The sequence below is a fragment of the Bombilactobacillus sp. ESL1197 genome (assembly GCF_058107145.1).
Genome location: NZ_JBYLTY010000004.1, coordinates 90,657 through 114,535 on the forward strand (window position 1 = coordinate 90,657; position 23,879 = coordinate 114,535).

At 38.6% G+C, this 23,879-nt stretch carries 23 protein-coding genes; 19 read left to right on the forward strand and 4 right to left on the reverse strand.

Going from position 1 to position 23,879, the window contains the following annotated elements; translation table 11 throughout:
- The first annotated feature begins 105 nt into the window (after positions 1-105).
- From budA to htpX, 3 genes are all read left to right on the forward strand, one after another.
- Positions 106-813: an acetolactate decarboxylase gene (budA, locus tag AC3B6B_RS08195; protein ID WP_489758166.1), complete on the forward strand. Its 708-nt coding sequence runs from the start codon at positions 106-108 to the stop codon at positions 811-813.
- 88 nt (positions 814-901) lie between these two features.
- Positions 902-1,453, forward strand: coding sequence for a LemA family protein (locus AC3B6B_RS08200; protein WP_489758167.1), 552 nt, complete (start codon positions 902-904; stop codon positions 1,451-1,453).
- An 11-nt stretch (positions 1,454-1,464) separates the two neighbouring features.
- Positions 1,465-2,379 (forward strand): zinc metalloprotease HtpX, encoded by a 915-nt coding sequence (gene htpX / locus AC3B6B_RS08205; RefSeq protein ID WP_489758168.1) that lies wholly within the window; start codon positions 1,465-1,467, stop codon positions 2,377-2,379.
- Between the two features lie 144 nt (positions 2,380-2,523).
- Here the strand turns inward: htpX and AC3B6B_RS08210 are convergent, their stop codons facing one another.
- Positions 2,524-3,156, reverse strand: coding sequence for an HAD family hydrolase (locus AC3B6B_RS08210; RefSeq protein WP_489758169.1), 633 nt, complete (start codon positions 3,154-3,156; stop codon positions 2,524-2,526).
- 85 nt (positions 3,157-3,241) lie between these two features.
- Here AC3B6B_RS08210 and AC3B6B_RS08215 point away from each other — a divergent pair, with 85 nt between their 5' ends.
- From AC3B6B_RS08215 to AC3B6B_RS08230, 4 genes are all read left to right on the forward strand, one after another.
- Complete coding sequence (locus tag AC3B6B_RS08215; RefSeq protein WP_489758170.1) at positions 3,242-4,192, forward strand: SGNH/GDSL hydrolase family protein; 951 nt, start codon at positions 3,242-3,244, stop codon at positions 4,190-4,192.
- 159 nt (positions 4,193-4,351) lie between these two features.
- Entirely contained in the window at positions 4,352-6,007 is a 1,656-nt protein-coding gene (locus AC3B6B_RS08220) for a putative polysaccharide biosynthesis protein (protein ID WP_489758171.1), read from the forward strand.
- Between the two features lie 12 nt (positions 6,008-6,019).
- Positions 6,020-6,814: a hypothetical protein gene (locus tag AC3B6B_RS08225; RefSeq protein ID WP_489758172.1), complete on the forward strand. Its 795-nt coding sequence runs from the start codon at positions 6,020-6,022 to the stop codon at positions 6,812-6,814.
- A gap of 405 nt (positions 6,815-7,219) precedes the next feature.
- Positions 7,220-8,557: an NCS2 family permease gene (locus AC3B6B_RS08230; protein WP_489758173.1), complete on the forward strand. Its 1,338-nt coding sequence runs from the start codon at positions 7,220-7,222 to the stop codon at positions 8,555-8,557.
- Between the two features lie 292 nt (positions 8,558-8,849).
- Here the strand turns inward: AC3B6B_RS08230 and AC3B6B_RS08235 are convergent, their stop codons facing one another.
- Both AC3B6B_RS08235 and AC3B6B_RS08240 read right to left on the reverse strand, forming a co-directional pair.
- Positions 8,850-9,794 carry a 2-dehydropantoate 2-reductase gene (locus AC3B6B_RS08235; protein WP_489758174.1) on the reverse strand — a complete coding sequence of 315 codons (945 nt, stop codon included), beginning with the start codon at positions 9,792-9,794 and terminating at the stop codon, positions 8,850-8,852.
- Between the two features lie 478 nt (positions 9,795-10,272).
- The gene (locus tag AC3B6B_RS08240; RefSeq protein ID WP_489758175.1) at positions 10,273-10,635 is read right to left on the reverse strand and encodes a hypothetical protein; all 363 of its coding nucleotides are present in this window, start codon (positions 10,633-10,635) and stop codon (positions 10,273-10,275) included.
- A 74-nt stretch (positions 10,636-10,709) separates the two neighbouring features.
- Here AC3B6B_RS08240 and AC3B6B_RS08245 point away from each other — a divergent pair, with 74 nt between their 5' ends.
- Positions 10,710-11,888 (forward strand): MFS transporter, encoded by a 1,179-nt coding sequence (locus AC3B6B_RS08245; protein WP_489758176.1) that lies wholly within the window; start codon positions 10,710-10,712, stop codon positions 11,886-11,888.
- A gap of 157 nt (positions 11,889-12,045) precedes the next feature.
- Here AC3B6B_RS08245 and tpx read toward each other — a convergent pair whose 3' ends face one another.
- The gene (tpx, locus tag AC3B6B_RS08250; protein WP_489758177.1) at positions 12,046-12,540 is read right to left on the reverse strand and encodes a thiol peroxidase; all 495 of its coding nucleotides are present in this window, start codon (positions 12,538-12,540) and stop codon (positions 12,046-12,048) included.
- 119 nt (positions 12,541-12,659) lie between these two features.
- Here tpx and AC3B6B_RS08255 point away from each other — a divergent pair, with 119 nt between their 5' ends.
- The 11 genes from AC3B6B_RS08255 (at position 12,660) to AC3B6B_RS08305 (ending at position 23,803) form a co-directional block, all read left to right on the forward strand.
- Positions 12,660-14,147, forward strand: a complete 1,488-nt coding sequence (locus AC3B6B_RS08255; protein WP_489758178.1) for a glycosyltransferase — start codon at positions 12,660-12,662, stop codon at positions 14,145-14,147.
- A gap of 102 nt (positions 14,148-14,249) precedes the next feature.
- The gene (locus tag AC3B6B_RS08260) at positions 14,250-14,744 is read left to right on the forward strand and encodes a hypothetical protein (protein ID WP_489758179.1); all 495 of its coding nucleotides are present in this window, start codon (positions 14,250-14,252) and stop codon (positions 14,742-14,744) included.
- 104 nt (positions 14,745-14,848) lie between these two features.
- Positions 14,849-15,598 carry a WxL domain-containing protein gene (locus tag AC3B6B_RS08265; RefSeq protein ID WP_489758180.1) on the forward strand — a complete coding sequence of 250 codons (750 nt, stop codon included), beginning with the start codon at positions 14,849-14,851 and terminating at the stop codon, positions 15,596-15,598.
- A gap of 190 nt (positions 15,599-15,788) precedes the next feature.
- Entirely contained in the window at positions 15,789-16,874 is a 1,086-nt protein-coding gene (locus AC3B6B_RS08270; RefSeq protein ID WP_489758181.1) for a DUF3324 domain-containing protein, read from the forward strand.
- 93 nt (positions 16,875-16,967) lie between these two features.
- Entirely contained in the window at positions 16,968-18,038 is a 1,071-nt protein-coding gene (locus AC3B6B_RS08275; protein WP_489758182.1) for a WxL protein peptidoglycan domain-containing protein, read from the forward strand.
- Positions 18,039-18,067: 29 nt separating this feature from the next.
- Positions 18,068-19,108 (forward strand): DUF916 domain-containing protein, encoded by a 1,041-nt coding sequence (locus tag AC3B6B_RS08280; RefSeq protein WP_489758183.1) that lies wholly within the window; start codon positions 18,068-18,070, stop codon positions 19,106-19,108.
- 35 nt (positions 19,109-19,143) lie between these two features.
- Positions 19,144-19,995 (forward strand): hypothetical protein, encoded by an 852-nt coding sequence (locus AC3B6B_RS08285; RefSeq protein WP_489758184.1) that lies wholly within the window; start codon positions 19,144-19,146, stop codon positions 19,993-19,995.
- A gap of 52 nt (positions 19,996-20,047) precedes the next feature.
- Entirely contained in the window at positions 20,048-21,028 is a 981-nt protein-coding gene (locus AC3B6B_RS08290) for a WxL protein peptidoglycan domain-containing protein (RefSeq protein WP_489758185.1), read from the forward strand.
- A 21-nt stretch (positions 21,029-21,049) separates the two neighbouring features.
- The gene (locus AC3B6B_RS08295) at positions 21,050-21,916 is read left to right on the forward strand and encodes a hypothetical protein (RefSeq protein ID WP_489758186.1); all 867 of its coding nucleotides are present in this window, start codon (positions 21,050-21,052) and stop codon (positions 21,914-21,916) included.
- Positions 21,913-22,944, forward strand: coding sequence for a WxL protein host-binding domain-containing protein (locus AC3B6B_RS08300; protein WP_489758187.1), 1,032 nt, complete (start codon positions 21,913-21,915; stop codon positions 22,942-22,944). Before AC3B6B_RS08295 ends, AC3B6B_RS08300 begins: the two co-directional genes overlap by 4 nt.
- A gap of 136 nt (positions 22,945-23,080) precedes the next feature.
- The gene (locus tag AC3B6B_RS08305; RefSeq protein ID WP_489758188.1) at positions 23,081-23,803 is read left to right on the forward strand and encodes a mucin-binding protein; all 723 of its coding nucleotides are present in this window, start codon (positions 23,081-23,083) and stop codon (positions 23,801-23,803) included.
- Positions 23,804-23,879 lie beyond the last annotated feature (76 nt).

Consider the following 23,879-nt stretch of genomic DNA (forward strand, 5'->3'; position numbering starts at 1 on the left):
ACTTATTCGTAGCTAGACGCAAACTACTGCTTTTGGAACGCTAAATAAAATACTGCGACCAATAGTTTAAAAATTGAGCGATTAAATTAATAGGAGGTAAAAAGGATGAATGATGTTTTATATCAACATGGCACACTAGCTTTATTAGTACCAGGTTTGTTAAAAGGAACTTTAACAATCAAAGAATTGCTGCAACACGGTGATACTGGGATTGGTACTGGTGAAGGTTTAGATGGTGAATTAGTCATCTTAGATGGGACTCCTTACCAAGTCGATGGGCAAGGACAAGTTAATATTGTGTCAGGCGATTTTACGGTGCCATTTGCGACAGTGCATCAAGCTGATTTTCAGCCATTAGTAAACTTAGAACAGTTACCAGCTGCCGCAGTTTATCAACAAATTGCCCAACAAACGCAATCCGCCAATATCTTTTATGCGGTGAAATTAACCGGTGTGTTTCAACAAATGAAGACTCGCACAGTTGTGAAAGCACAAGAGCCTTATCATACTTTAGTGGAAGCATCGCAAAAGCAAAGTGTCTTTGAAGCACAAAATATTGCCGGCACTTTAATTAGCTATTATTCACCCCAAGTCTTTGATGGAGCCAGCGTTGCTGGTTTCCATAGTCATTTTTTGGCGGCTGATCATTCGCTGGGAGGGCATGTTTTGGACTTTACCTTGCAACAAGGCCAGGCTTTATGGCAACCATTTGCGACTTTGCAACAACATTTGCCAGTTACTGATTCAGCCTACATGCAGCATGATTTCACTAAGGATCGAGTTACCGAAGCTATTGATCAAGCTGAACGCTAGGCCATAATTTTGTTGATTAGCATGAGCGGACTTGAGTGTTGTAGTTATTCACGGTAAAATTAAGTCAAAATAATAAGGGAGTAAATTTATGTCAACCACGTTAATTATTATCTTAATTGTTATAGTTTTAGTTGTGGTCTATGCCTTGCTATATAACGGCTTAGTGCAAAAAAGAAACCAAGCCCAAGAGTTTCAAAGTCAAATTGCCGTGCAATTAAAGCGACGCACAGACTTAATTCCTAATTTAATCGAAACTGTTAAAGGCTATGCACAACATGAAAAGCAAACTTTGACCGAGATTGTTAATTTGCGGAACTCGGTGATGAATGCAGAATCATTACAAGAAAAAGTAGACGCTGACAGCAAGTTAACGACCGCCTTGGGACCGATTATGGCCTTAGCTGAAAATTATCCGGATTTAAAAGCTAATCAAGAATTTGGAAAATTAATGGAAGAGTTAACTAATACTGAAAACAAAGTTGCTTATGCCCGCCAAGCTTATAATAGTTCAGTCCAATATTACAATACGGCAACGCAGACTTTTCCACGGAATTTAGTAGCGAAGTTACATCACTTCTTGCCGATGGAATATTTACAAATTCCCGAAGCTGAGCAAGCAGTTCCTCAAGTCAAATTTTAAGAGGTTAAGCCATGATATATCAACAAATAACACAAAACAAGCGTCGTACTTATTTAGTTTTGGCGCTTTTTTTCTTAATTCTTGGTTTAATTGGTGGAGTAGTCGGGCAACTTTTTTGGCATAGTTATCAAGTCGGAATAATCGGTGCGTTAGTAATTGCCTTGTTTTATGCTTTAGGCACTTACTTTCAGTCAACTGAGCTAGTGATGAAAATGAACCACGCACAGCCGATTACCAGTAGTGACCAGGCCCCTGATTTATGGCATATTGTGGAAGATTTAGCGTTGGTCGCACACATTCCACAACCAGATTTATATTTCATTGATGATCCCAGTCCCAATGCTTTTGCCACGGGGCGTGATCCTAATCATTCGGCCGTGGCGGTAACGAGTGGCTTATACCAAATGATGGATCGCGAAGAACTGGAAGGGGTCTTGGCCCACGAATTATCGCATATTCGTAATTATGATATTCGCGTTTCCACTGTTGCTTTGGCGTTATCTTCTGCTGTTGTTTTTTTGTCCTCTATGTTATCGAATATGTATCGGTGGGGCTGGCTTTTTGGCAGCGATCGCGATGACCGTGAAGACTCTAATAGTAATAACTTAATTCAGTTGGTGTTATGGTTAGTCGGATTAATATTTTCAATTGTGGGTCCTCTAGTAGCTTCATTGATTCAATTAGCCATTTCGCGTAACCGTGAGTATTTGGCGGATGCGTCAGGCGTGGAGCTAACACGTAATCCGGCAGGGTTAATCAGTGCGTTACGTAAATTGCAGCAAAATGAACAGCCCATGCATCAAGTTGATGAGGCTAGTGCTGCTTTGTATATTACTAATCCGCTAAACAAGAAACATTCTTTGGAACATCTCTTTGATACGCATCCTCCATTAAGTGAGCGGATTGTGCGTTTGGAAAGGATCTAATGTAATGCGTAATGCTAGTTAAAAATAGCAGTTTAGATCGTGAGAAATGTTTATGCACGTGTTTGGTGTTTAACTTATAAATAAAAAAAGTAGCCCTTTGAGCATATCAGAACTCAAACGGGCTATTTTGGTGTTGGCTTAGAATTAATGGGCAATTAATTTTAAAATATCTTGTGGTTGTTCAAAGATATAATCAGCATCACTAAAGTCGTCTTGATCGTTAGCGCCCCATTTAGCGAGCCCAAATTTTAAACCAGCATGATGCGCACAACCAATATCATTGCGGGAGTCTCCAATTAAGAGCGTGGTTTGGACCTGGGCATGCAACAATTCTAAGGCTTTTTGTGCCGGTTCAGCGGCCGGTTTAGGATTTTGGACGATGTCGGCAGTCACAAAATGTTTAAAATAAGGTTGCAAGGCAGTTTTCTTGAAGATGGCGGTCACTTCGCGTGAATCTTCCGAAGTAACAATGGCTAAGCCAATGTGCTGATGAGCTAGTTGTTGCACTGTCGAGACGATTCCAGGAAAAGGTTGCACTTCATCAATAAAGCCAAAGGCATTTTTAAACACACTTTGGGCCGCTTTGAGATGCTCTTCTTTAGGAATCTGAAAATAATTGAGAGTATTTTCCGCTGTACCAGAAAAAGCAAACTCCAAATCAGCCAGTTCAGTTTGAATGTGATAATCCTCTGCTAAAGTCTTTTGTAAAGCTAGTAAACTAGCCTCTTTTGTGTCTAATAATGTACCGTCAACGTCAAAAATAATATTCGTAAACATTTCAGTTCTCCTTTTATGAAAGGTAGCTATGAGTGCTATTATAGTATTGTGTCAGAGTTTTGGGCAATAGAAAGGGAGAGATTTTATGAATTTTCAACAGACAACGGCTAATTATGAAGCACAAGGACTTTATTTTAGTGGTCGTTGGGTACAAACGAGTCATGGGATGTATACAACTAATTTAGGTGCACGGATTATTACGCAAGTGCAGGGTACAACCTCTGTGCAATGGTCATTTTCAACCAAAGCCAATGCGGGGGATACTTGGTTGGCTTACCAGATTGATGATCAGCCTTTTGAACGTTTGGCATTGACGAGTGAACCATTTACAGTGACGCTGCCTGATGAACAAAGCCATGTTTTACAAGTCGTTTATAGTGGTAATTCAACTGAAGATAACGTTTGGAAAAGACATCAAGGCTTGTACTTCGACCAAGTACAAACAACGGGGCAATTACAAGCAGTGAAACCTACAGGCACACCTTTAGTGTTTGTGGGCGATTCGATTACGGCGGGTTCTTGGGTTGCTGGAACGACTCCTGGTCAAGATTATCGTGCTGAAAGTAATTATGCAGCTTTAGTGGCTGAGCATTTTAACCGTGAAGATATTCGGATTTGCTATCCGGGTACTGGTGTGGTTAAGCCCGGTACTGGTGGTGTTCCTAATGCCCAAACATTCGTTGATCACTTAGCTGATCAAATTGATTGGCAACCGGATTTTCAGGCTGATGATGTGATTGTTAATTTAGGGACGCCTGATAAAAAGATTAACGATAATGATTTTCGGGTTGGTTTTGAAGTTGTGATGCAAAAGTTGAAATTACAATATCCCAAGAGTCGTTTGTGGGTCATGATTCCGTTCAGTCAAAATCATGCTGCTGTTATTCGTGAAGAAACTCCTGAATATGAAAATACACGGTTGATTGAAACCAAAGATTGGGACTTGACCTTTACTGATGGCATGCACCCAGATTTAGCTGGTAGTCAAAAAGCAGCTGACTATTTAATTCAAGTTTTAAAACCGACTTTAGATTAAGCAAGTTGTAGTTAAGTGGCGGTCTTTTGTTGCACCTGAAAAGTTACGAGCTTGACTTTGAATTTGTTCTAAATGCGAAGTTCTCCTGATTGATTTTTGTCAGTTAGGAGAATTTTTTGTATAATAAAGTTTCATTGTTAGTAGATCGAGGAAAATCAAATGGATCAATCAAAGACAACAGCAACTAAAACGCTGAAACAAGATTCATTATTGTCTGGCTCAGCTTGGATCACGGCCAGTGGGATCGTTTCGCGCGCCTTATCAGCTTTATATATTATTCCGTGGAACATTTGGATGGGTTCGGCGGCGACGGTGGCTGCAGCTAATGCGCTATATGGCAAAGTATACAATATTTACGATTTTTTCTTACTTGTGTCGACGGCCGGCTTGCCGAGTGCCATCTCGAAACAAATTGCGCATTATAATGCGTTAGGTGAGTATGAAGCCAGCAATCAATTATTCAAGCAAGCTTTGAAAGTAACGGCAATTATCGGTGTGATTTTTGCCGGAATTATGTATTTTGGCGCTAATTTGGTAGCAGATGTCTTTACCAATGGTGATCCACGGAGTATTCCGGCGCTGAAAGCTTTAGCTATTGCTGTGTTATTGTTACCAACGTTAAGTATTATGCGGGGTTATTTTCAAGGCCACGGTCAAATGGGGCCATCGGCAATTTCCATGATGCTAGAACAATTAGCGCGTGTTAGTTATATGTTATTAATTACGTATATTATCATGCAAATTAAACATGGTAATTACGTTGACGCCGTCACCAAATCAACGTTTGCTTCCTTTATTGGAGCGGGAATTTCGATGTTGTTTTTGTTGTGGGGCTTTTGGCGGCAGCGCAAGCCGCTAACCCAATTGGCAGCTACTGGCAGTCACGAGATTAGTTTTACGGCCAAAGATTTTACCAAAGAAATCTTGTTACAGGCGATTCCGTTTATCATTATTGATTCCGCCATTACAATTTTTAAGTTATTCGATCAGTCGACTTTTAATCCGATGATGCAGAGCTTTATGCACATTTCGCGGCAACAATTGGACTATTATTACTCACTCTTTGGTTTTCAAGCTAATAAATTAATCATGGTCGTGGTTTCTTTAGCGACAGGGGTCGTATCCTCAGCTATTCCGATTGTTTCCTCTTTATATACCACTAAAGATACGGCCAAGATTCAGGCACAAATTGTGAATATCATCAAAATGTTTGCTTTCTTTATGTTGCCGGCAGCGTTGGGGATGTTAGCCGTTTCGCGTCCATTGTGGAGTGCCTTTTACGGTTTTGACGCCTTAGGAATTAAAATTATGCAATTATCTTGTGTGATGGCGTTGCTATTAGGCTTTTTCATGGTCTTGGCGGCTATTTTGCAAGCACTATATCGTAATGTATTAGCCATTAAATATTTAGTAATTGGCTTTCTATTTAAAATAGTAATTCAGTGGCCCTTAGTTTATGTTTTTCACGAATATGGTCCGATTGTGGCGACGATTTTGGCTATGGTTTTAATCTGTTATTTAATGTTGCAAAAAATTCATGCCTTATATCCGTTTAATTTGGCAACTTTATTTAAACAGGATCTTGGCAAAATCTTACTAGGAGCTGTAGTGATGATGATTGTGGTGCTCCTGGTGGATAGTGGTTTTTACGGCTTTGATCACTATATTGGGCGCATTAAAGCAACTAGTTACATGTTAGTTGAAGTAGTCGTGGGCGCTGTGATTTACGGCTTCTACGTGTTAAAAACGCGGTTGATGGATCAAGTTTTGGCAAAAGATTTGACACGTTTACGTCAAATTTTGCATATTAAATAAGTTGGTGAAAAAATGATTGCAGTTAAAACTGTTAATTTAAGTAATGGAAAAATGGTGTATTTAACAGAGGACCTAGGGGCAACTGCAAATACAATATTCTTGCCGGATTTAACGCAAAGTGTGAATAGTTGTCTTCAGATCATGACGTTTAACGGCCTAACGAATAGTTATGCGCTGGATTGGCGCTACCATGGTCAGTCAGTAGCTCAAGGTTCAGTTGATGTCATGAGCTTTGCTCAAGATTTACAAGAATTTGTAACGACCCTCCAGTTAAAAAATTACCAAATTGTCGCAGCTGGTTTAAGCTTGTTTGTGGCATTACAAGCAATGCAAACTGGTCTCAAACCGCATCAAGTGGTGGTTCTAGATCCCCAGTGGCAGCCCGCGTTGCCATATAGAACTACACCTCAGATTGCGACCTATCAAGATTTAATAGCTTTTGGCCAACAACAGGTGCAAACTTTACAGCAAAAACAGGACTTAGATGATTATCAACGCCAAATGCTCTTAAATGCTGTCATGGCCGATTTTCATCAAAGACCGGGCGGCTTTGGCTTGTATGTTGATTCAGAGTTGCAAGCGGAATTTGTGCAAAGTTTACCTAAGAAATTATTGCTAAATACGAAAGTGCCAATGACGTTACTGATTGCCCAATCAACGCAAGATCAATTGCCTAAACAATTAGCGCATCATCCACAATTGCGTACGATTTATCAGCACTTTAGTCAAAGCTATGTCTTACAAACGATTTACAGTAAGCAGTTGTTACAGGTAGCACCGTTAGAAATTCTCAATTTTTTGGCATAATAAAAACCTCCAACAAAATGTTGGAGGCTTTTTAATTTAAATTATTGAGGGGGATTCAAAATTTAAATATTGAGGGGGAGAAGTGAGATTTTTTCTATCTCATCAACTTACAAACTATATATTACACAGAACATATGAAGAAGAAACTTTTAAAATGTGAAGAAATTGTGAATATTTGTTAAGTTTAAGTAAAAGTTAGCAAGGGCAAGGCTTGGCGGCTTTCAAAAGATAAAAAAGCGCAAAATGACGGCAATGCAGCTCAATCAAGACCTGCTTTTTAGTGAAAGGCGAACATTATTACTGCTAAAGTTTAAAATATATCGTAAAATACTAGATTTTTGACATCTTAATCCGTATAATAAGAGACGTTGTTTCTGAAAAAAGAAACTATTGGGAGGAATTAAGATGAGCAAACAGCCGCAGGGACTGTTAGAAAAAGTTTTTGATTTGAAAGCCAACCGAACCAATCCGCGCCAAGAAATGATTGCGGGTACAACGACGTTTATGGCGATGTCTTATATTTTATTTGTTAATCCCAATGTTTTAGGCGATGCAGGGTTGAATCAGGGAGCGGTCTTTGTAGCCACGGCGTTGGCGGCCATTGTTGGTTGCTTAGCGACCGCCTTGATTGCTAATTATCCGGTGGCGATTGCACCTTCATTAGGGAGTAATGCTTTTTTTGCTTATACAGTGGTTTTGGGCATGAAAATTCCGTGGCCGACGGCTTTGGCTGGGATTTTTGTGGCTTCTATCTTATTCATGTTAGTCACAGTGTTTAAAATTCGAGAAAAAATCATCAATAATATTCCCGCTGATTTGAAATCGGCGATTGCGGCCGGGATTGGTTTATTTGTGGCCTTTGTCGGCTTACAAAATGGCGGCTTGGTCAAAGCTAGTTCGTCAACCTTGTTGACGATTACCGATTTTCATAATCCGACTGTTTGGTTAACCGTTTTTGGCTTAGTATTTACATTAATCTTGGTAGCTTTAAAAGTGCCAGCCAATTTTTTGTTGGGCATGGCGGCAACTTCGATTGTGGGCATTTTAACCGGTTTGATCAAGATGCCGACGGCAATTGTCGCCGGCGTGCCAAGTTTAAAACCCACCTTTGGTCAAGCAATTTTTCACGTGCAAAATGTTTTTACACCGCAAATGATCACCGTGATTTTAATTTTCTTCTTAGTGGCCTTCTTTGATACAACGGGAACTGTAGTGGGCTTAGCAGAGCAAGCCGGGTTTATTAAGCGCGGTGAAAAAGTACCGCCGCGTTTAAGCAAGACACTATTAAGCGATGCTTTGGCGATGACGAGTTCTTCCATTTTTGGTAGTTCACCAACTGCAGCTTACGTCGAATCATCAACAGGGATTGCTGTTGGTGGCCGAACAGGGTTAACTTCTTTAACAGTAGCTTTTTGGTTTGCATTAAGTTTATTCTTCTCTCCATTATTAGGGGTCGTGACTTCCCAGGTCACAGCTCCAATCATGATTATTGTGGGTTCATATATGGTCACCTCATTGGGTAGAATTGACTGGAGTAAATTGGAAAGTTCTTTCCCAGCATTTATGACAATTATTGGAATGCCATTTTTCTATGATATTGCTTACGGTTTTGCTTTTGGGGTCATGTCTTACGTTTTGATTATGGTCTTTGAAAAAAAGGGTAAACAAGTTCATCCAATTATGTATGGTGCCTTTTTCGTATTCTTGTTCTTATTAATTGCCATGAACCAAGCACATTATTGACCAAATAGATTAAATTAAAAAAAGCTATATCTTAATAGGTATACAATTAGGATAAACTTAAAGGACTAACTGACGATATTTAATCGGAGCTAGTCCTTTTTGCCTGCTAGCTTGTTACTTTGATTCAACAAAATAGATAAATATCTACGACTGAAATAATCGCAGATATAAAAATGACCGCCAAAGTTATTCGAACTTTGAGGGTCATATCATTAATATGGACATTTTTTATAGTATTCAACTGTTAAGTGTTTTTAATCTTGTATCTTCATTTTTGGTTTTGTGGAAATTATTAATCTAATTTGGCACCAATTAATTGTTCTTTACTGTGAATTAATTGGGTTAATAAACGACATTCAGGAGTTGGAATGCCATATTTTTCACCCTTACGCCAGACGGCACCATTAATAAAATCAATTTCGGTTAAACGATGATGGTTGACTAAGTCTTGGTACATAGAGGGATAGTGATTAGCAATGTTGCCATAGAAAGTTTCATCAATATGGTGGAACACTTCATCTTCGTCAAGATCGGTACCTTCATGGCGGGCAACGGCAGCAAATTCAGCGATAATATCCTTCAAGTAAGTTGTAGCTTCTTTAGTTTTACCGAGTTCGCCCATGTTACATTCCAAAAGTGAACATAATGAATTTAAAGTTCCATTCACACAGGCTTTACGCCAAATTGAGTAACGAGCACTATTACTATAAACGGACTTGAGACCGGCATCATTGAAGACAGCAATTACTTTTTTCGCAAATGATTCGCCTTGAGGGCCTAAGTTTTGAATTTCAACGTTGCCATCACCAAATAACTGTGCATGTCCCGGTTTGTCATAACCAGCAGTAAACATCGTGACCCCAATTAATAACAAGTTTTGATCAACATACCGTTCAAGAATTTTTTCGTGACCCATTCCGTTCATCAAGCACAAAACGTAAGTTTTGGGGGTCAACAAAGATTTAATTTGGTCAAAATACTCTTCTAGTTGATAGGACTTAGTAAAGACAATAATTAAATCGGCAGGATCTTTGATTTGGTCGCTTTCATTAGGATAGTAAATCGGCAATTTAGCACTGACTTCAACGCCATCTAAATTGGCAGAAATCCCATTTTGGCGAATAGCTTCAACGTTCGGTTTCCAGCCGTCAATTAATGTCACATCATTACCCGCCTTTTGCAATGCGTAACCAAAACGGGTACCCATACCGCCGACACCAAGCATTGTGATTTTCATAAATGATGCTCCCTTCGTAATTTGTAATTACTATCTTAGCACTACAATTAATTATTTACCATCTATTTTTAATAAAAAACTAATTAAAACAAATATCAGCTAGCGATTTAGCTGATTTGAAAAAGATCTATTATTAATTTTAATTTAATAAAAAAGTTTAACACAGTGATAATTATTTGACATTTGGTCTATGAAATTTTATATGCTTCTGCTCACAGGTTTAATATAATTGCGTTTGCAAAACTAAAAGCTTACATCTAACTACGATTAAGCTTTCAAGTTAAGGATCAAACTTAAAAGTTTAATCTAGGTTAGTCCTCAGCTTTTGTCCAGTTTTGCTCACAGCTTGGCGAAATTGCGTTCCCAGAAGCAGAAGTTTGTGTCTAACTACGGAAAAGTTCTCAAGTTTAAAAGTCAAAACTTAAGAACTTTACCTAGGTTATACTCAACTTCTTAACGCTTCTGCTCACAGCTTGATTTAATGATGACTAGTTCGGTAATGTGGCTGGCTCTGATGTTTGCCGGGTAAGTGTTGATACTTAGGAGTGGCAGTTTGGGTTAATTGGTAATTTTTGATCTTACCAGTGACAATTTTGCCCTGCAATTTTTGTTGTTGCCAGAATTGTAAAGTTTGAATTAAAGTTTGCGCTTGTTGCACTCTGGTTAAATTCTGTTCTTGCTGTTGAGCCACTGGAATGACTTGTTGCTGAAGATATTGAATTTGTTTTTGATTGTACTCTAAGAGTTCTTTGGTTAAAGGAGCATGTAAGTATTGGTTGGCCAGTTGCTGAATCATGCGCAAGGCATCTTTGGTATTTTGTGGTTGATAAGAATTTGACATAAACTTATCCTTTCTGCTAATAATGTCATTATATTATAATAGAATTAAATTAGTGGGAAGAAAAGGAGTTTAATATGCGCCAAGTTCGTTTGGTTCCATTGTTAGGGGTGGCCTTCTTTAATGAAACGGCCTATAGCATGATGTGGCCGTTAGCAACCATTTATATTAATACTATTTTGCATAAATCATTGACGGTGGCAGGCATTGCGTTGATGTTTTTTTCGGCTGCTAACGTGTTAGGTGCGATGGTTGCCGGCAAAATGTATGACCGGTTTAATCAATTTTACCTAACAGTGGGGGCCATGTTAGCCTGTTTAGCAATCTGCGTTATTGGCATTTGGTTCACTGGTTGGCCCAATTATGCCTTGGTGTTGACGGCTTTTGGCGTGACAACGGGTTGGCTAACCACGGCAGTGAACGTCTACGGCACATTATTGCCCCATATCTCAACCACTAAAGCTTTTAACCTGATTTATTTAGTCTTAAATGTAGGCTTGGTCTTGGGCACAATGCTGATCAGTGAAATGTTTAAACGATCAGTTGCTCCGATTTTTATTTTGGCAGCAGTTTTATACTTATTGTCTTTAATCATTCAAATCGTTTGTTTTCCTAAGCAACGCTTGGAATACCAAGTTGCTGCAGCAAAGCACGCTAACAGAACTCCTAAAAAACATCCGCAAGCGCGTGTGCGCCAATTATTTGTGGTTAGCTTTTTAACATTAGTAGTCATGTGGACGATGTATTCGCAATGGGAATCGAACTTTTCCGTTTACTTAATTGATAGTGGTTTTGCCTTACGCGTTTATAGTTTATTATGGGCATTAAATGGAGTAATCATTATTATAGTGCAATGGCTATTGACGTGGCGACCACAAATTATCAAAAACTTGGATCACCGAATTGTGATTGGCTTATTCTTTTTGACAATTTCTTATTTTGTCACGATTGCTAGCAAACAAGTCGCCTTAATTTATTTAGGGATGATTTTGTTGACGATTGGCGAAGCTATCTATGTCCCAACGGTTCCAGTCATTATTGATCAATGGACGCAACCGGAAGATAAAGGGCGCAGCCAGGGCTGGGTTAGTGGCTTTTCTTCGCTGGGCCGCGCCATTGGTCCGGTCTTTGGGGGTCTGGTGATTGATCATTCATCATTTCAGATGCTCTTTATCATTGCTGGAATCTCGATGATTGTGATTACTCTGTTAAATACGTGGAATATTCAACATTACCGAAAGAATAAGACTAACTAAAAAAGCAAGTTCTGAAGTCTGAATTAGGCTTAAGAACTTGCTTTTTAAGTGCCAAACTAGTGCTGATTAGGCATTAATTTTAAAAAATTCTTCATTATAATAGCTTACACTATGTTCGGATGAAAAAATCAGCACTAAATTGTGTATTGAACACTGCTTATTCGTTTTGATCTAATTGAGCCAAAACTTGGTCATAATTAGGTTCATTGGTCATCTCGGGCACCACTTCTTGGTAGCTAATCGTTTGATCGGGTTCAACAATCCAGACGGACCGGGCTAATAAACCACTGTCGGCCATTAACAAATGAGTTTGTTGACCGAAATCCTGTTTGACATCGGAGAGTAATTGCATTTTTTTAACGCCTTGAGCTGCACACCAACTAGCTTGTTGCTCAGCGGTGTTCGTTGAGATAGTGACAAAATTGATGTTAGGGTATTGATCCATTGTTTGATTAAAATGTTTCGTCTGCAAACTGCAGACACTGGTATTAATATCGGGTACTACACTAATGAGCAAGGGTTTGTTCAATAATGATGCTAAAGTAACGGAGTTTTGATCTTGATCAAGAACCGTAAAGTTGGGCATCTGGCTGCCAACTTGGGGAATGTCAGTGAGCGTACAAAAGTCTTCACCATGACGAGTTATTTTCATTTTTCTTCACCTCTATCTTAGTATACTATGTTTGAAATCTTCCCGTAAAAGAAAAGGTTTTGTTTGCTATAATAAACTTCAGATCAAAGGGGGCATAGTAGCATGAATTTTTTTTAACGATGGATTTATCTAATATTTCGGCTGGCATTGAGCATTCTGAACTGAATCGCTTGCGCTTATTTCAACAACATCAAGTTCCAGCCAAGATTGTGACGACTTATTATCGCAATGATTGGGCCGCTGGTCCGGGCAAGTTTGGTTTAGACTTAGATGACGTTATTAATGTCTTTGACTACTTTGGGGAAAATCATGTGGATTTTTATCAAACGAATACTGTCCAAGATTATTGTCGCACGCATAATTATCAATTAGTGCAGGAGTTAGGCTCTGATGGTGCAGAACTGGGTTTTAAAATTCAAACACACGACGGTCGGCAAGGTCTGATTCGGGCTGATGAAAAATCGCAACAATTGACTTCGGTGGTCTTTGCTCCCTTGGGTAGTCAAGTTCCGAGTGTTGCGGAAGGCTATGATACCCGCGGCTTTTTGTCTAGCAAGTATTACTACGATCGCCATGGGCAGGTCACCAAGCAAGAAGTGCTTAATCAACAAGGCCAAGTTACTTGTACGCAAGTTTATAAGGCTGATCAAAAGAGTGTGGCTTTATATAAGCTAAAGTATCACGGCAAGAAGTATCGGTTTACGGATTTGCGTGATTTCCAGGCCTTTTTTTATGATTGTTTAAATCAAGACTATGGTTTGAACAATTTATTTATTGCCGACCGTGTGGAATGCGTCGAGAGTTTGACACGAATGCAAACCGCAGCTCAAAAAGCATTTTATATTCATAATCAATTCTTAAATGGTTGGCAGGCTGATGTCATGACGGGGGGATTAAACTATAACTATGAGTATGGTTTAACCCATAATGAAGAGTTCGATTATATTATCTGTCCGTCCAATTGGGAGAAGCAAGAGATTAATCAACGTTTTCACATTGGAGAGAAAGTGGTGGCTATTCCGGGTAAACCGAGCCAAGTTAATGTTCCTCGAGTTGAATTTTCCCAACGTGATCCGCACTTGATTATCATGGTGGCCCGAATTTCGCCCGAAAAACAAGTTGATCAAGCCTTAAAAGTTTTACAGCGTGTGCGCCGTGAAGATCCGCTAGCCCGCTTAGAGGTTTATGGGGGCATTACTTATCAGCAGGAAGCGCAAAAAATTAATCAAACGGTCTTGAATTTAAAATTACAAGACGCTGTGCAATTTAAGGGTGTCGTAGCCAATATGGCAGAGGTTTATGATCAAGCTCGTGTTTTAATCTTGACTTCGTTTGCGGAAGGCTTTCCTTTGACGTTATTAGAAGCAAGTAGCCATGGGGTACCCATGGTAAGTTATGATTGCCGTTACGGCCCTCGAGAAATTGTGCATGATAATGAAAATGGTTATTTAGTTCCACAAGACGCAGTATCCACTGCTGCCCATAAAGTAATTGACATTTTGCAAAATGATCAATTAGCTCAAAAATTAAGTCAAGGTGCTTATCAAAGTGCACACCAATTTGAGCCGGAAGCAGTATGGCAATTGTGGCAACCATTAATAAGTTAAAAGTTGTTCAGTTATAATTAATTGTGTTTGAACTTCACAAAATTAAGTGCTATATTAACAGTGTGTCTAGAGCTTCTAGTCTTACGAAAGGAGTCGTGATTTTTGGAAAAGCAAACTCACAAAGTATCAAAACGACTCCCTTGGCGTAAGGTAACTGGTTTAATTGTTGCAGTAATTGCTACTGTGGCAATTGTGATTGGTGTTTATTCGACAGCCATGTGGGCGGGTACCGATTACGATTATCAAGGTAATGAAGTTGCCCAGGCTTTACCAGTTACTCAAGGCGCTACTCGAGGGGGAGGTAGTTCTAACTCACAATCTAAGTCATCAACTGCTTCAGTAATTATTCCACAGTCTAACACGGGTGCTAATAGTCAACAGGCGAAAGCTCCTAAGTTAGATCAGTTGAATTACCCACAAACTGGCGGTGCGGATCAAAACGGACCGGTGCAAGTGGTGGGTACGCCATCATATCCACAAACGGGAAATGATGTCAGCTATGGAGCAATTGCGTTAGGTGTTGGTTTACTGTTTGGGTTAGGATTATGTTATCGTAAGCAGTTCATAACATTTTTTGATAATTTTAAGCGAATTTAGTTATTCTTTGAAAATAAACTATTGCAAGATTAAAAAAAAGTGTTATTGTATTTATGTAATGAGAATACCATTCGGTATTCGAAATTTTTTGGGGGGATTTACTAATGAAAATGAATAAATTATTTGCTTCTGTAGCAACTGCTGTTGTTGCTTTGGCTGCTGTAGCTCCAGCTACAACTGCTAAGGCTGATATGGATCCACAGAAAGCTAACACAGAACCTAATTCGACTAGTGGTAATACAACTGCTAAATCTACTGCTAGTTTAAAAGTAGAAGATGGATTTTTATTTTTAAATGCTGTTCCTGACATGACATTTAAGCCTGCTGCTACAACTTCTGATTATGCATATTTCCAAGACAACAATAGTTTAGCATCTGAAACTAATAATGGTCATTATGGTAACAGTGGTAATAATGCTGCTCAGTTGAGCATTACTGATACTCGTCATGCGAGTGCTTCTTCTGCTGATCCTAACTATAACAAAGGGTTGGGCTATGAAGTTAGAGTCCAATTAGGGTCATTTGAAAATAAAGATGGCGCTGTTCAAAGTGGTTTGAGTATGGAAATTCCTTCATTCAAAGCAACTACAAATGATATTTATACTAAAGCTCTTAATGGTAGTACAGCCTTAGTAGCAGGTGATACTGAACCTGATCAGCAACTTATTAATGTACCAAAGAATAACAAAGTAGGTACTGATATTTTTGAATTTAATAAGAAAAATGCTGGTACTGCTTTGAGATTAGCTTTACCTGGAAATATTCCAACGGGTGCATACACTGCTCCAATTACTTGGACTTTAAATGCTAAACCTGCTGATGATACTACAACAACAACAGCACCTGCTCAATAATAGATTTTCATCCTTTAATTAGTACTGATGAGCATTTCATCAGTACTTTTTTTGTGTAAAAGTTTTATAGTATTTAATTTATAATTGTTAATGAAGTACCCTTTGAAATTACATGTAAAATTATTGTTTGAGGTTATTATCACAATAATATGTTATTTCAACTGTTGACTTTATTAAGAAAAGCTTTAAGATGAAAATGTATTTATATAATTTAATTATTGGGGTGTATAAGATAATGAATCACATTAAACAATGGATAATTGCAATACTGTCTATAACGGTGTTTGTGATTACAACGGCAGTGCCTACTAAAGCTACTGTTGGAAATTATGGTATTAAACCTAATTACGGAACAAATCAAATTGCTCAAAATGGTCAAATTGATATTTTTGGTAATCCAGGTAGTAGTCAAGATATCTCTATTGGGGTGGCAAACAAAGATTCTAAAAACCATCGTTATACTGTAAAAGTTAATACGGCTTATACAGGAAATGATGGAACATACACATATAATAAGAGCAGGGTTAGTGACTCTTCTTTAAAAATAAAAGTTTCCAATATTGTTAAGCCTCGTGAACAGACTATTATGATCCCTGCTGGTCAAATAGTAAATGTCCATTTTCAAGTACAGATACCTAAGCAAAAGTTTGCAGGATTTTTAATGGGAGGAATTTTGGTTCAGCCTGCTAAAGGCGAGAAAGCTCCTAAAAGTATGACAAAAAACGGTTCTTTGTTGACTAATAGATTTAGTCAAGGAATACCATTACGGATACGTCAATCTAAAAATTCAACATTACAGCCTAACTTTAAAGTTAAACAAGTTGAACCGTATGCTCTAAGTTCTGGTAGTGGAAATCGTGGTGTTAAGGCTAATATTCAAAACTATACCAAAGGATTTAACGCTAACATTAATGCTAAAGCAACAGTTACCAAAAAATCTAATGATCATAAATTTAAGAAAACTGCCACTTTAACTGCTATGTCACCAGCTCCTAATTCTAACTTTAACTATTCAATTGACTGGGGAGACACTCCTTTACAAGCTGGAAACTATCATTTACATGTTAAACTAGTTTCAAATGATAAGGCTAAGTCTTGGGTCTTGGACAAAGACTTTACGATCACTTCTGCTGATGCTGGTAAATACAACAAGTTATCTGGTATTAAGCCAAACTACATGTGGCTATGGATCTTAATTGCTGTCTTAGTCATCTTGTTAGTCTTAGGTTTAGGTATTTACTTCGGTCGTCGGAACAGTAACAAGAATAATAATTAAGCTTAAAAGTGTTTAATAAAATTGTGTGGATACTTAACAGTATCCACATTTTTTTGTATAATGATGCTATCATTAATCCGTTATGGGGGATCTATGAAAAAATTTAGCCTATTTATCATTAGCGTCTGTACTTTGCTTTTGGCGCTCACACAAATACAATCTGTTAAAGCGGATGTCAATAATATTTCGGTTACACCAATTGTCGATAATTCGAACGTCACGGACCGTTTTCAAATTGTAGCTAAGCCTAATCGCGTGTACCAAGTTAAATTATCAATTACTAACTTTGGCGCAGTGAATACCAAGGTGCGGATTCGTCCTACCAATGCTTCCACGACGTCGCAAGGTGGGATTACTTACCAAAAAGTTGTTCATTCGGGCGACAGCGATTTGCGTTATGCTTTTAAAGATATGACGCAAGCTAAGATTATTAAATTAAAAGCTAACCAAACTAAAGAAGTAGCATTCAACATTCAAATGCCACCCAAGGCCTTTAAAGGTTTGATGCTCGCCGGTTTTTATATTTATGATATTAATGATTCAGCTAGCCAAGGCTTGAAAGTTCCTGTGTGGCTCACGGAAGATAATCACCCAGTGGGTGGGGTTTTGGTGTTGAATAATGTGACTCCTCAAGCAGTCGAACATAAGCCGTTTATCAATGTTAATCTATCCAATAATCAACCAGGATTGATGAAAGATGTCGTGGTTCACATGACCTTGAAACGCAAGGGACTGCTCGAATTGTTTGGCATGGGGTTCAAGCCCGTGAATGTGGATCAAGTTTATAAGAAGATTGCTCCTAATTCTAACGTTCCGATTGCGTTTGATCAGCAATCACTGCCAATTAAACCAGGCATTTATCAAGCCGTGGGAACTGCTAAGAGTGGTAAGACGCACTGGAAGTTTTCCGGAACGTACCACATCACTAAGAAACAAACTGATAAGGTTAATAATGATTGCAAAGGTTTAACGCCTGATAAGACAGTTTTGTATTTGATGATTGTGTTAGGTCTCATCATCTTAATCATGTTTGTGGTTGGTGGTTTATGGAGCCAATCTAACAAACAAAAGAAAGCACAACAACAGCGTCAAAACCAGCAGCAACAGAATCAATCACAACCCAATAATCAAAATAATAATTTTAATCAATATCCGAGACAGTAAGCTTTAGATTTAAATGGGGGAATTTATTCATGAAGCAACGACGGATTTCAATGATAGTGATCCTGACGTTACTATTGGGGTTTTGGACGCTTTCCACCAATTCAGTGGCAGCAGCCAAAAAATTACCGACGCAGGAACGTTCATTTACTGTAAAGGCGATTTTACCCAAGAATCAAACGACGGATCAGGAGACGTTTTTTGATTTACAAACTAAGCCACAACAAAAGCAACACTTACGCTTATTAGTGTCGAACATCGGCAAAAAGCCTTTGAATATTAAGGTCCAGATCAATGATGCTTATACTTCAGGCAATGGGATTATTAGTTATGATCGCCCAAAAGTGAAGTTATATAAGCCGCAAAATCCTGCTTTATCTAGCTTAATTAGTAGTAAACGCACTTATCACGTGCATGTTAAACCGCAGTATTCTAAGATTGTGACCTTTACCTATCAAGCACCAAAGACGGAGTTTCAAGGAATTATCTTGGGGGCGATTGTTGCAACTGCGGGAGTCAGTTCTTCGAAGAAAAGTGAGTTTGCTATTCAAAACCAAGTTCAATATGTCACAGGTGTGGTGTTGCGTTCTAAAAAAGATACTGTTAAGCCAGCAATTACCATGGGTAAGCACGTAATTGCCACAACTCGCGCACAACAGACGGGGTTAGGCTTTACTTTGTATAATGCTGCGCCGATTAATGTTAGTCAGCTGAAGATGACTAGTTCAGTCAAACGCAAGGGTCATAGCAAAGTCATCACGAAAAAATTGCATAATTTGCAGATGGCACCAAGCTCGACGTGGAACGTGTTATTACCACAAAGCAAGATTCATCCTGGTTCTTATACATTGACTTTGCATTTGCAAGCTAAGAATCATTATCAAAAAACTTTTGTACGGCACTTTACAGTTACTAAAGCCAACGTCAATGCAATTAAGAAAGCTACACAGCCAAAGCACTATAATCGCTTGTTGCCGTGGATCTTTATTGGATTAGTATTAATAATTGTCTTAGGATTATTATATTTACTGTGGATTTATTTAAAAGGTCAAAACAAAAATGGACGTTCTTAGTTCAAGTTGCTATAATGACTTCGAGGGGTGAGATCTTGAAAAACATGGGGAAAATGATCATCTCAACTGTTTGTCTCTTAATTTTTGGTTGGGGAGTTAATGAACAATCTTTAATGGTACAAGCTGATAGTGATGTGACGCGGAGTGATACTGATCCAACTTTACAAGCGGGTGATGTTTCCACGCGCGACGGTGATAATAGTACTGATGGTACGACGGGCAGTACAAATGTAACGGTCACTTTTATCAACGGCAGTATTTACATTGTCCAGATGCCCAACTTTGATTTTGGTACGGGGCATGATTACCGGGATACGAGTTTTAATTTGAACAGTCCTAGTAGCAATAAAAAAATTGATCGTTCTTTAATCGTTAACTCACCAGATAGTGCAGTTGGCTTTTATGTGTCAGTTGCTAATTACGGTAGTACATTGATTGATTCTAGTTCAAAAGCAGATGTAACTAGTTCTGCTGGCTTGTCAAATACTAAACTCGGTAGTTTAGATTTGGATAGTGGTGTTAATGATAATCCAGTTTCAACACAAACTGGTTTGCCAGGAACTGATAGGGCTCCTGTAACAGCAGGTTATACTTATGGAAATAATAGTACTAAAAATCCATTCGGTGAAATTCCTCTTACCAGTGACCCATCTAAGTCAGTGACTCCTATCACAGTTTTAAATGCTGATAGTGGCTTTCAAGGCTATATTCGTTTATCATTTGTTGCTCCAACTAGTGCTACTTTGAATTTAAATAGTACTGTTTTAGGGAATGTACAAACTTATATTCATGATAATAAAATAGATAATGCTACATTCATTTTTCCATTGCATTGGACGGCTAATTTGAATAATGTAACTAAAACAATTGCCAATGAACAAATGTAAGTTTTTAAAAAATTGGGCTTGGTTGGTTATCTTGTTGGTAGCATGTTGTGGTTTGGGTAAAAGTCAAATCGTTCACGCGGCGGGGGGCACATTCAGTGTCGAACCCGAGCAGTTAACAAATCAAATTGGTTCAGTTAAGGGTGGTTGGTACTTACATGTTCAGCCAAATCAAACGTATCAATTGAAGTTTAAAATTCTCAATTTAACTAACCAGTCCAACGTTATTACGGTCAAGCCAATTCCTGCTCAGACTAATTCAGATTTACAGTTGATGATTGATAATCCCTATGCTAAGCCGGGACCCAAGGCCCAGTTTGATTTACGTAAACTAGTTACTCCTTTGAGTGTGGAAGTTCCAGCTAAAAAAGAAGTCGAAACGTCCGTAACATTAAAAATGCCACGGCAACGGTTAATCGGACTTATTATGGGAGGGCTGTTGTTTCAGTCACAGACTGACTTCCAGCAACAGGAACAACAGGCTGTTAAGAGTAAACAAGGTTCGGCAACGATCTCAACAGCCAATATTAGTTATGGTTTGAATTTGCGCCAAGATGATGCCATCTTATTACCTCATTTTCAAGTGGGGACACCAATTTTAACTTCACAGGCTAATCGGGTGGTGATACAGACACCAATTAAAAATACCGCGCCGTATCCTTTTTTAAAGGGGCACTTGCGAGTTAAGATTAGTAAAAAGAATTATTCACGGGCGAACTGTACCATGGTTTTAAAAAACGTTAATTTTGCACCTAACTCGCAGACTAAGTTATTATTACCTTGGCGTAAGGGTCGCTTGATGCCGGGAACATACAATGTTACTTATATATTGGATCATCATAAGCAACATTATGTATTTCACCGCCATATTATTTTGAGTCCACAGCAGTCTAAAAAGTTAAATTACTTTTTGCCACGAGCACAACGCAAGTATCGAAATGTGATCATTATTTTAGTACTGTTTTTGGTGATTTTGATGGGCTTAATTTCTTGGTGGGTTTATGCTTATGGGCAGAATTTATCGAAGAAAAAGTAGCGCCGATTTTGGGGGATTAAAATGAAGAATACTTATAAGACAGTAATGTTCACCAGCTTAGTTTTAGCAGCAGTAGCAGGTGCTAGTGTTAATGAGTTGAATGTTCAAGCAGCAGGTAATGCGCTGGATGGCGTGTCAGGAGTAGATCCTGGACAAGCTTTAGGAGCTAATAGTGGCATTGATTTTAATAGCGCTGCTGCAAATCCGTCTGATGCAGCGACTGATAGTGCTAATAATCATGACTTTCAATCTTTCGGTGGCATTGATTTTGCAGAAGATCGGATTTCACGGCCAATTTTCTTAATGGAAGTTCCTAATTTTGATTTTAATATGAAAGTCGGTGCTACTACTGCTGAAATGACGGCCTCTTCTGGTAATCGGTATTTAGTGGTCAATGATACTAATGCTGGCTCTGGCGTGCATAATCTATGGGAGGTGGATGTAAAAGTGGGTTCTTTTTATAAAACTTCCGGTTCTGCTCAGATTAAATTATCTAAGATTACGCCGACAATACCGTCAATTAATTTACCATCTACTAATGTAGGCAAGCGAACGAGTTATGGAAATTGGAGTGGTAGTGGTTATACTCCGTCTAAAATATCTGGTGCTTTACAGGGTCCACCAACTCCGGCAGACAATTCAAAGCCTGATGGTTTGATTTTGTTAGCTAAGGATGGTAGCGACTCCGATCCTAATCCTTCGCAAAGGGTCATGCATATAACCGGTAGTAATTATGATTCTCATTATTATGGCTTAGATTTTAACGATCCTAGTTATGCTAAATTAAATGATTTTCCCACTACTAAGATAGAAAATTTAAAAGATAAGTACGTTGCTCCAATTACTTGGACTTTGCAGTTTACACCAACTGGTCAGGCTTCCAAATGAAAAATAAATTACGTTTTAAACAATTAATTTGTGCACTAGTCATGGTCTGTGGTTGGTGCCTTTTTTTTCAAAAGCAACTGGTACAAGCTGATCCCGGTTCACCGGTACAGGTGCAATTACAAGTTCCAAAAGAAAATCAAGTGCCGGCTAGTAGTGGTGTCGTACAAGTTGATTTAAAGCCTAAGAAGTCCGCAAAGTTTGCGTTATACTTAAAAAATTTGACTAATCAACCAGTGCAATTAAAGATTTTTGGCGGAACGGCACAAACCACGGAACAGGGAGGCCTGAGTTTAGGATCAAATAAACATTTGTTGATGGATCGGTCGTGGCAATATAGTTTGGCAGACTTGGGTTTAAAAACGCAATACTTAGTGCTCAATGCCAATCAGGAACAGGCTGTACCTTTAAAAATTAAAGCGCCAGCTCATTTTAAAGGTTCAATTGCGGGTTCAGCGGTTGTGCAGACTTTGTTGACTAAGCAATATAACAATCAGGTTAATAATTTTCAAATGGCCTTTGGTGTGTTAGCTAATGTTGGGGCTGTGGATAAGTTACAACCCAAATTACGCCTTGGTAAGGTGCGTGTGCGTTCATATGCGGGACAGCCGCAAGTAGTAGGGCAAATCCATAATCAACGACCTATCTACTATGGTAATGGAGCGGTCAATTATGACATTCGCGTTCATGGATTAACCAATAACTTTGACAAGCATTTGAACATTCCTCAGGGCGCTTTAGCGGCCAATTCTATTGCGCCAATTGCCATTACGTTAGGTAATAATCCTATTAAAGCGGGTAATTATCAGTATAGCGCACAGGTTAACGTGGGCAATCGTAATTTTCATTTTCAACATAATTTTACGATTAGTCCCAAGCAAGCTTGGCAATTGAATCGCCAAAATCCTAATATTAAGCGCACCAAATGGCCATTGATTGTTGCTATTGTCATTTGTGGTTGCTTATTGTTTGGCTTATTCTTGTGGTTGTTGTTTAAGTTTGCCAAGAATCGTGGGCGAAAACAAAAATAGAAAAGGTATTTAACTTTAATATTTGAGATTAGTGTTTCATATAGACACAAAATCCATTCTTATTTAGGAATGGATTTTTTAGTGTGGTTATGATCAACTGACATTGTAATTAATCAATATATAATTTTTTTATGGCATGATCAATTGTGTTCAACCAGATGGACAAGTTAATACAGAATTACAAACTGTTACCATTCAACGTTATATTAAGGATAATGAAGATGGAACGGTGACCTACGGTGATTGGTCCAAAGCTAATTGGACATTGTACGCTATGCCAGAAATTGCGGGTTATCAGGCAAGTCAAACTGCGGTATCTGAACAAGCTGTGGCTGGTGACACTAAAGATCAAACAATCGATATATACTACTCGCCAATTGAACAAACAGTAACAATTGAATACTTGTATGACGGTGACGCAGTTGACACGCAGCAGTTAACTGGTTATGTCGGTGATATCTTAAATATTAATTATCATACTCCAGCTGGTTATGAAGTTATCGATCAACCACAAACAACGGTAACGGTTGATGCTTCAGGACAGCAGATTATTCAAGTTGCTGTCGATCATCAGATTATACCTAGCTTAGAAACTAAGACCCTTACGCGAACAATTAATTTCCATTATCCAGATGGACAAGTTAAGAGTCAAAACCAAGTGGCAATTTTAAAACGTAACATCTATCAAGATGCAGTTACAGGCGACAGGGTTTATGGTACTTGGCGCGGTGATACTTGGGATGCTGTGATGGTACCAAAGGTTAGTGGCTATACTGCCAGCCAAGATACAGTGGCTGAACAGGCGGTTACTACAGATACTACTGATCAAGTGATTGATATTTTCTATCAAAAAGCGTAGTGCTTGCGAAACTTTATCAAGTGATTTTTGCGACATGAGTCCATGGTAAATGGGCTCTTTCTCATTTGATGCGCTG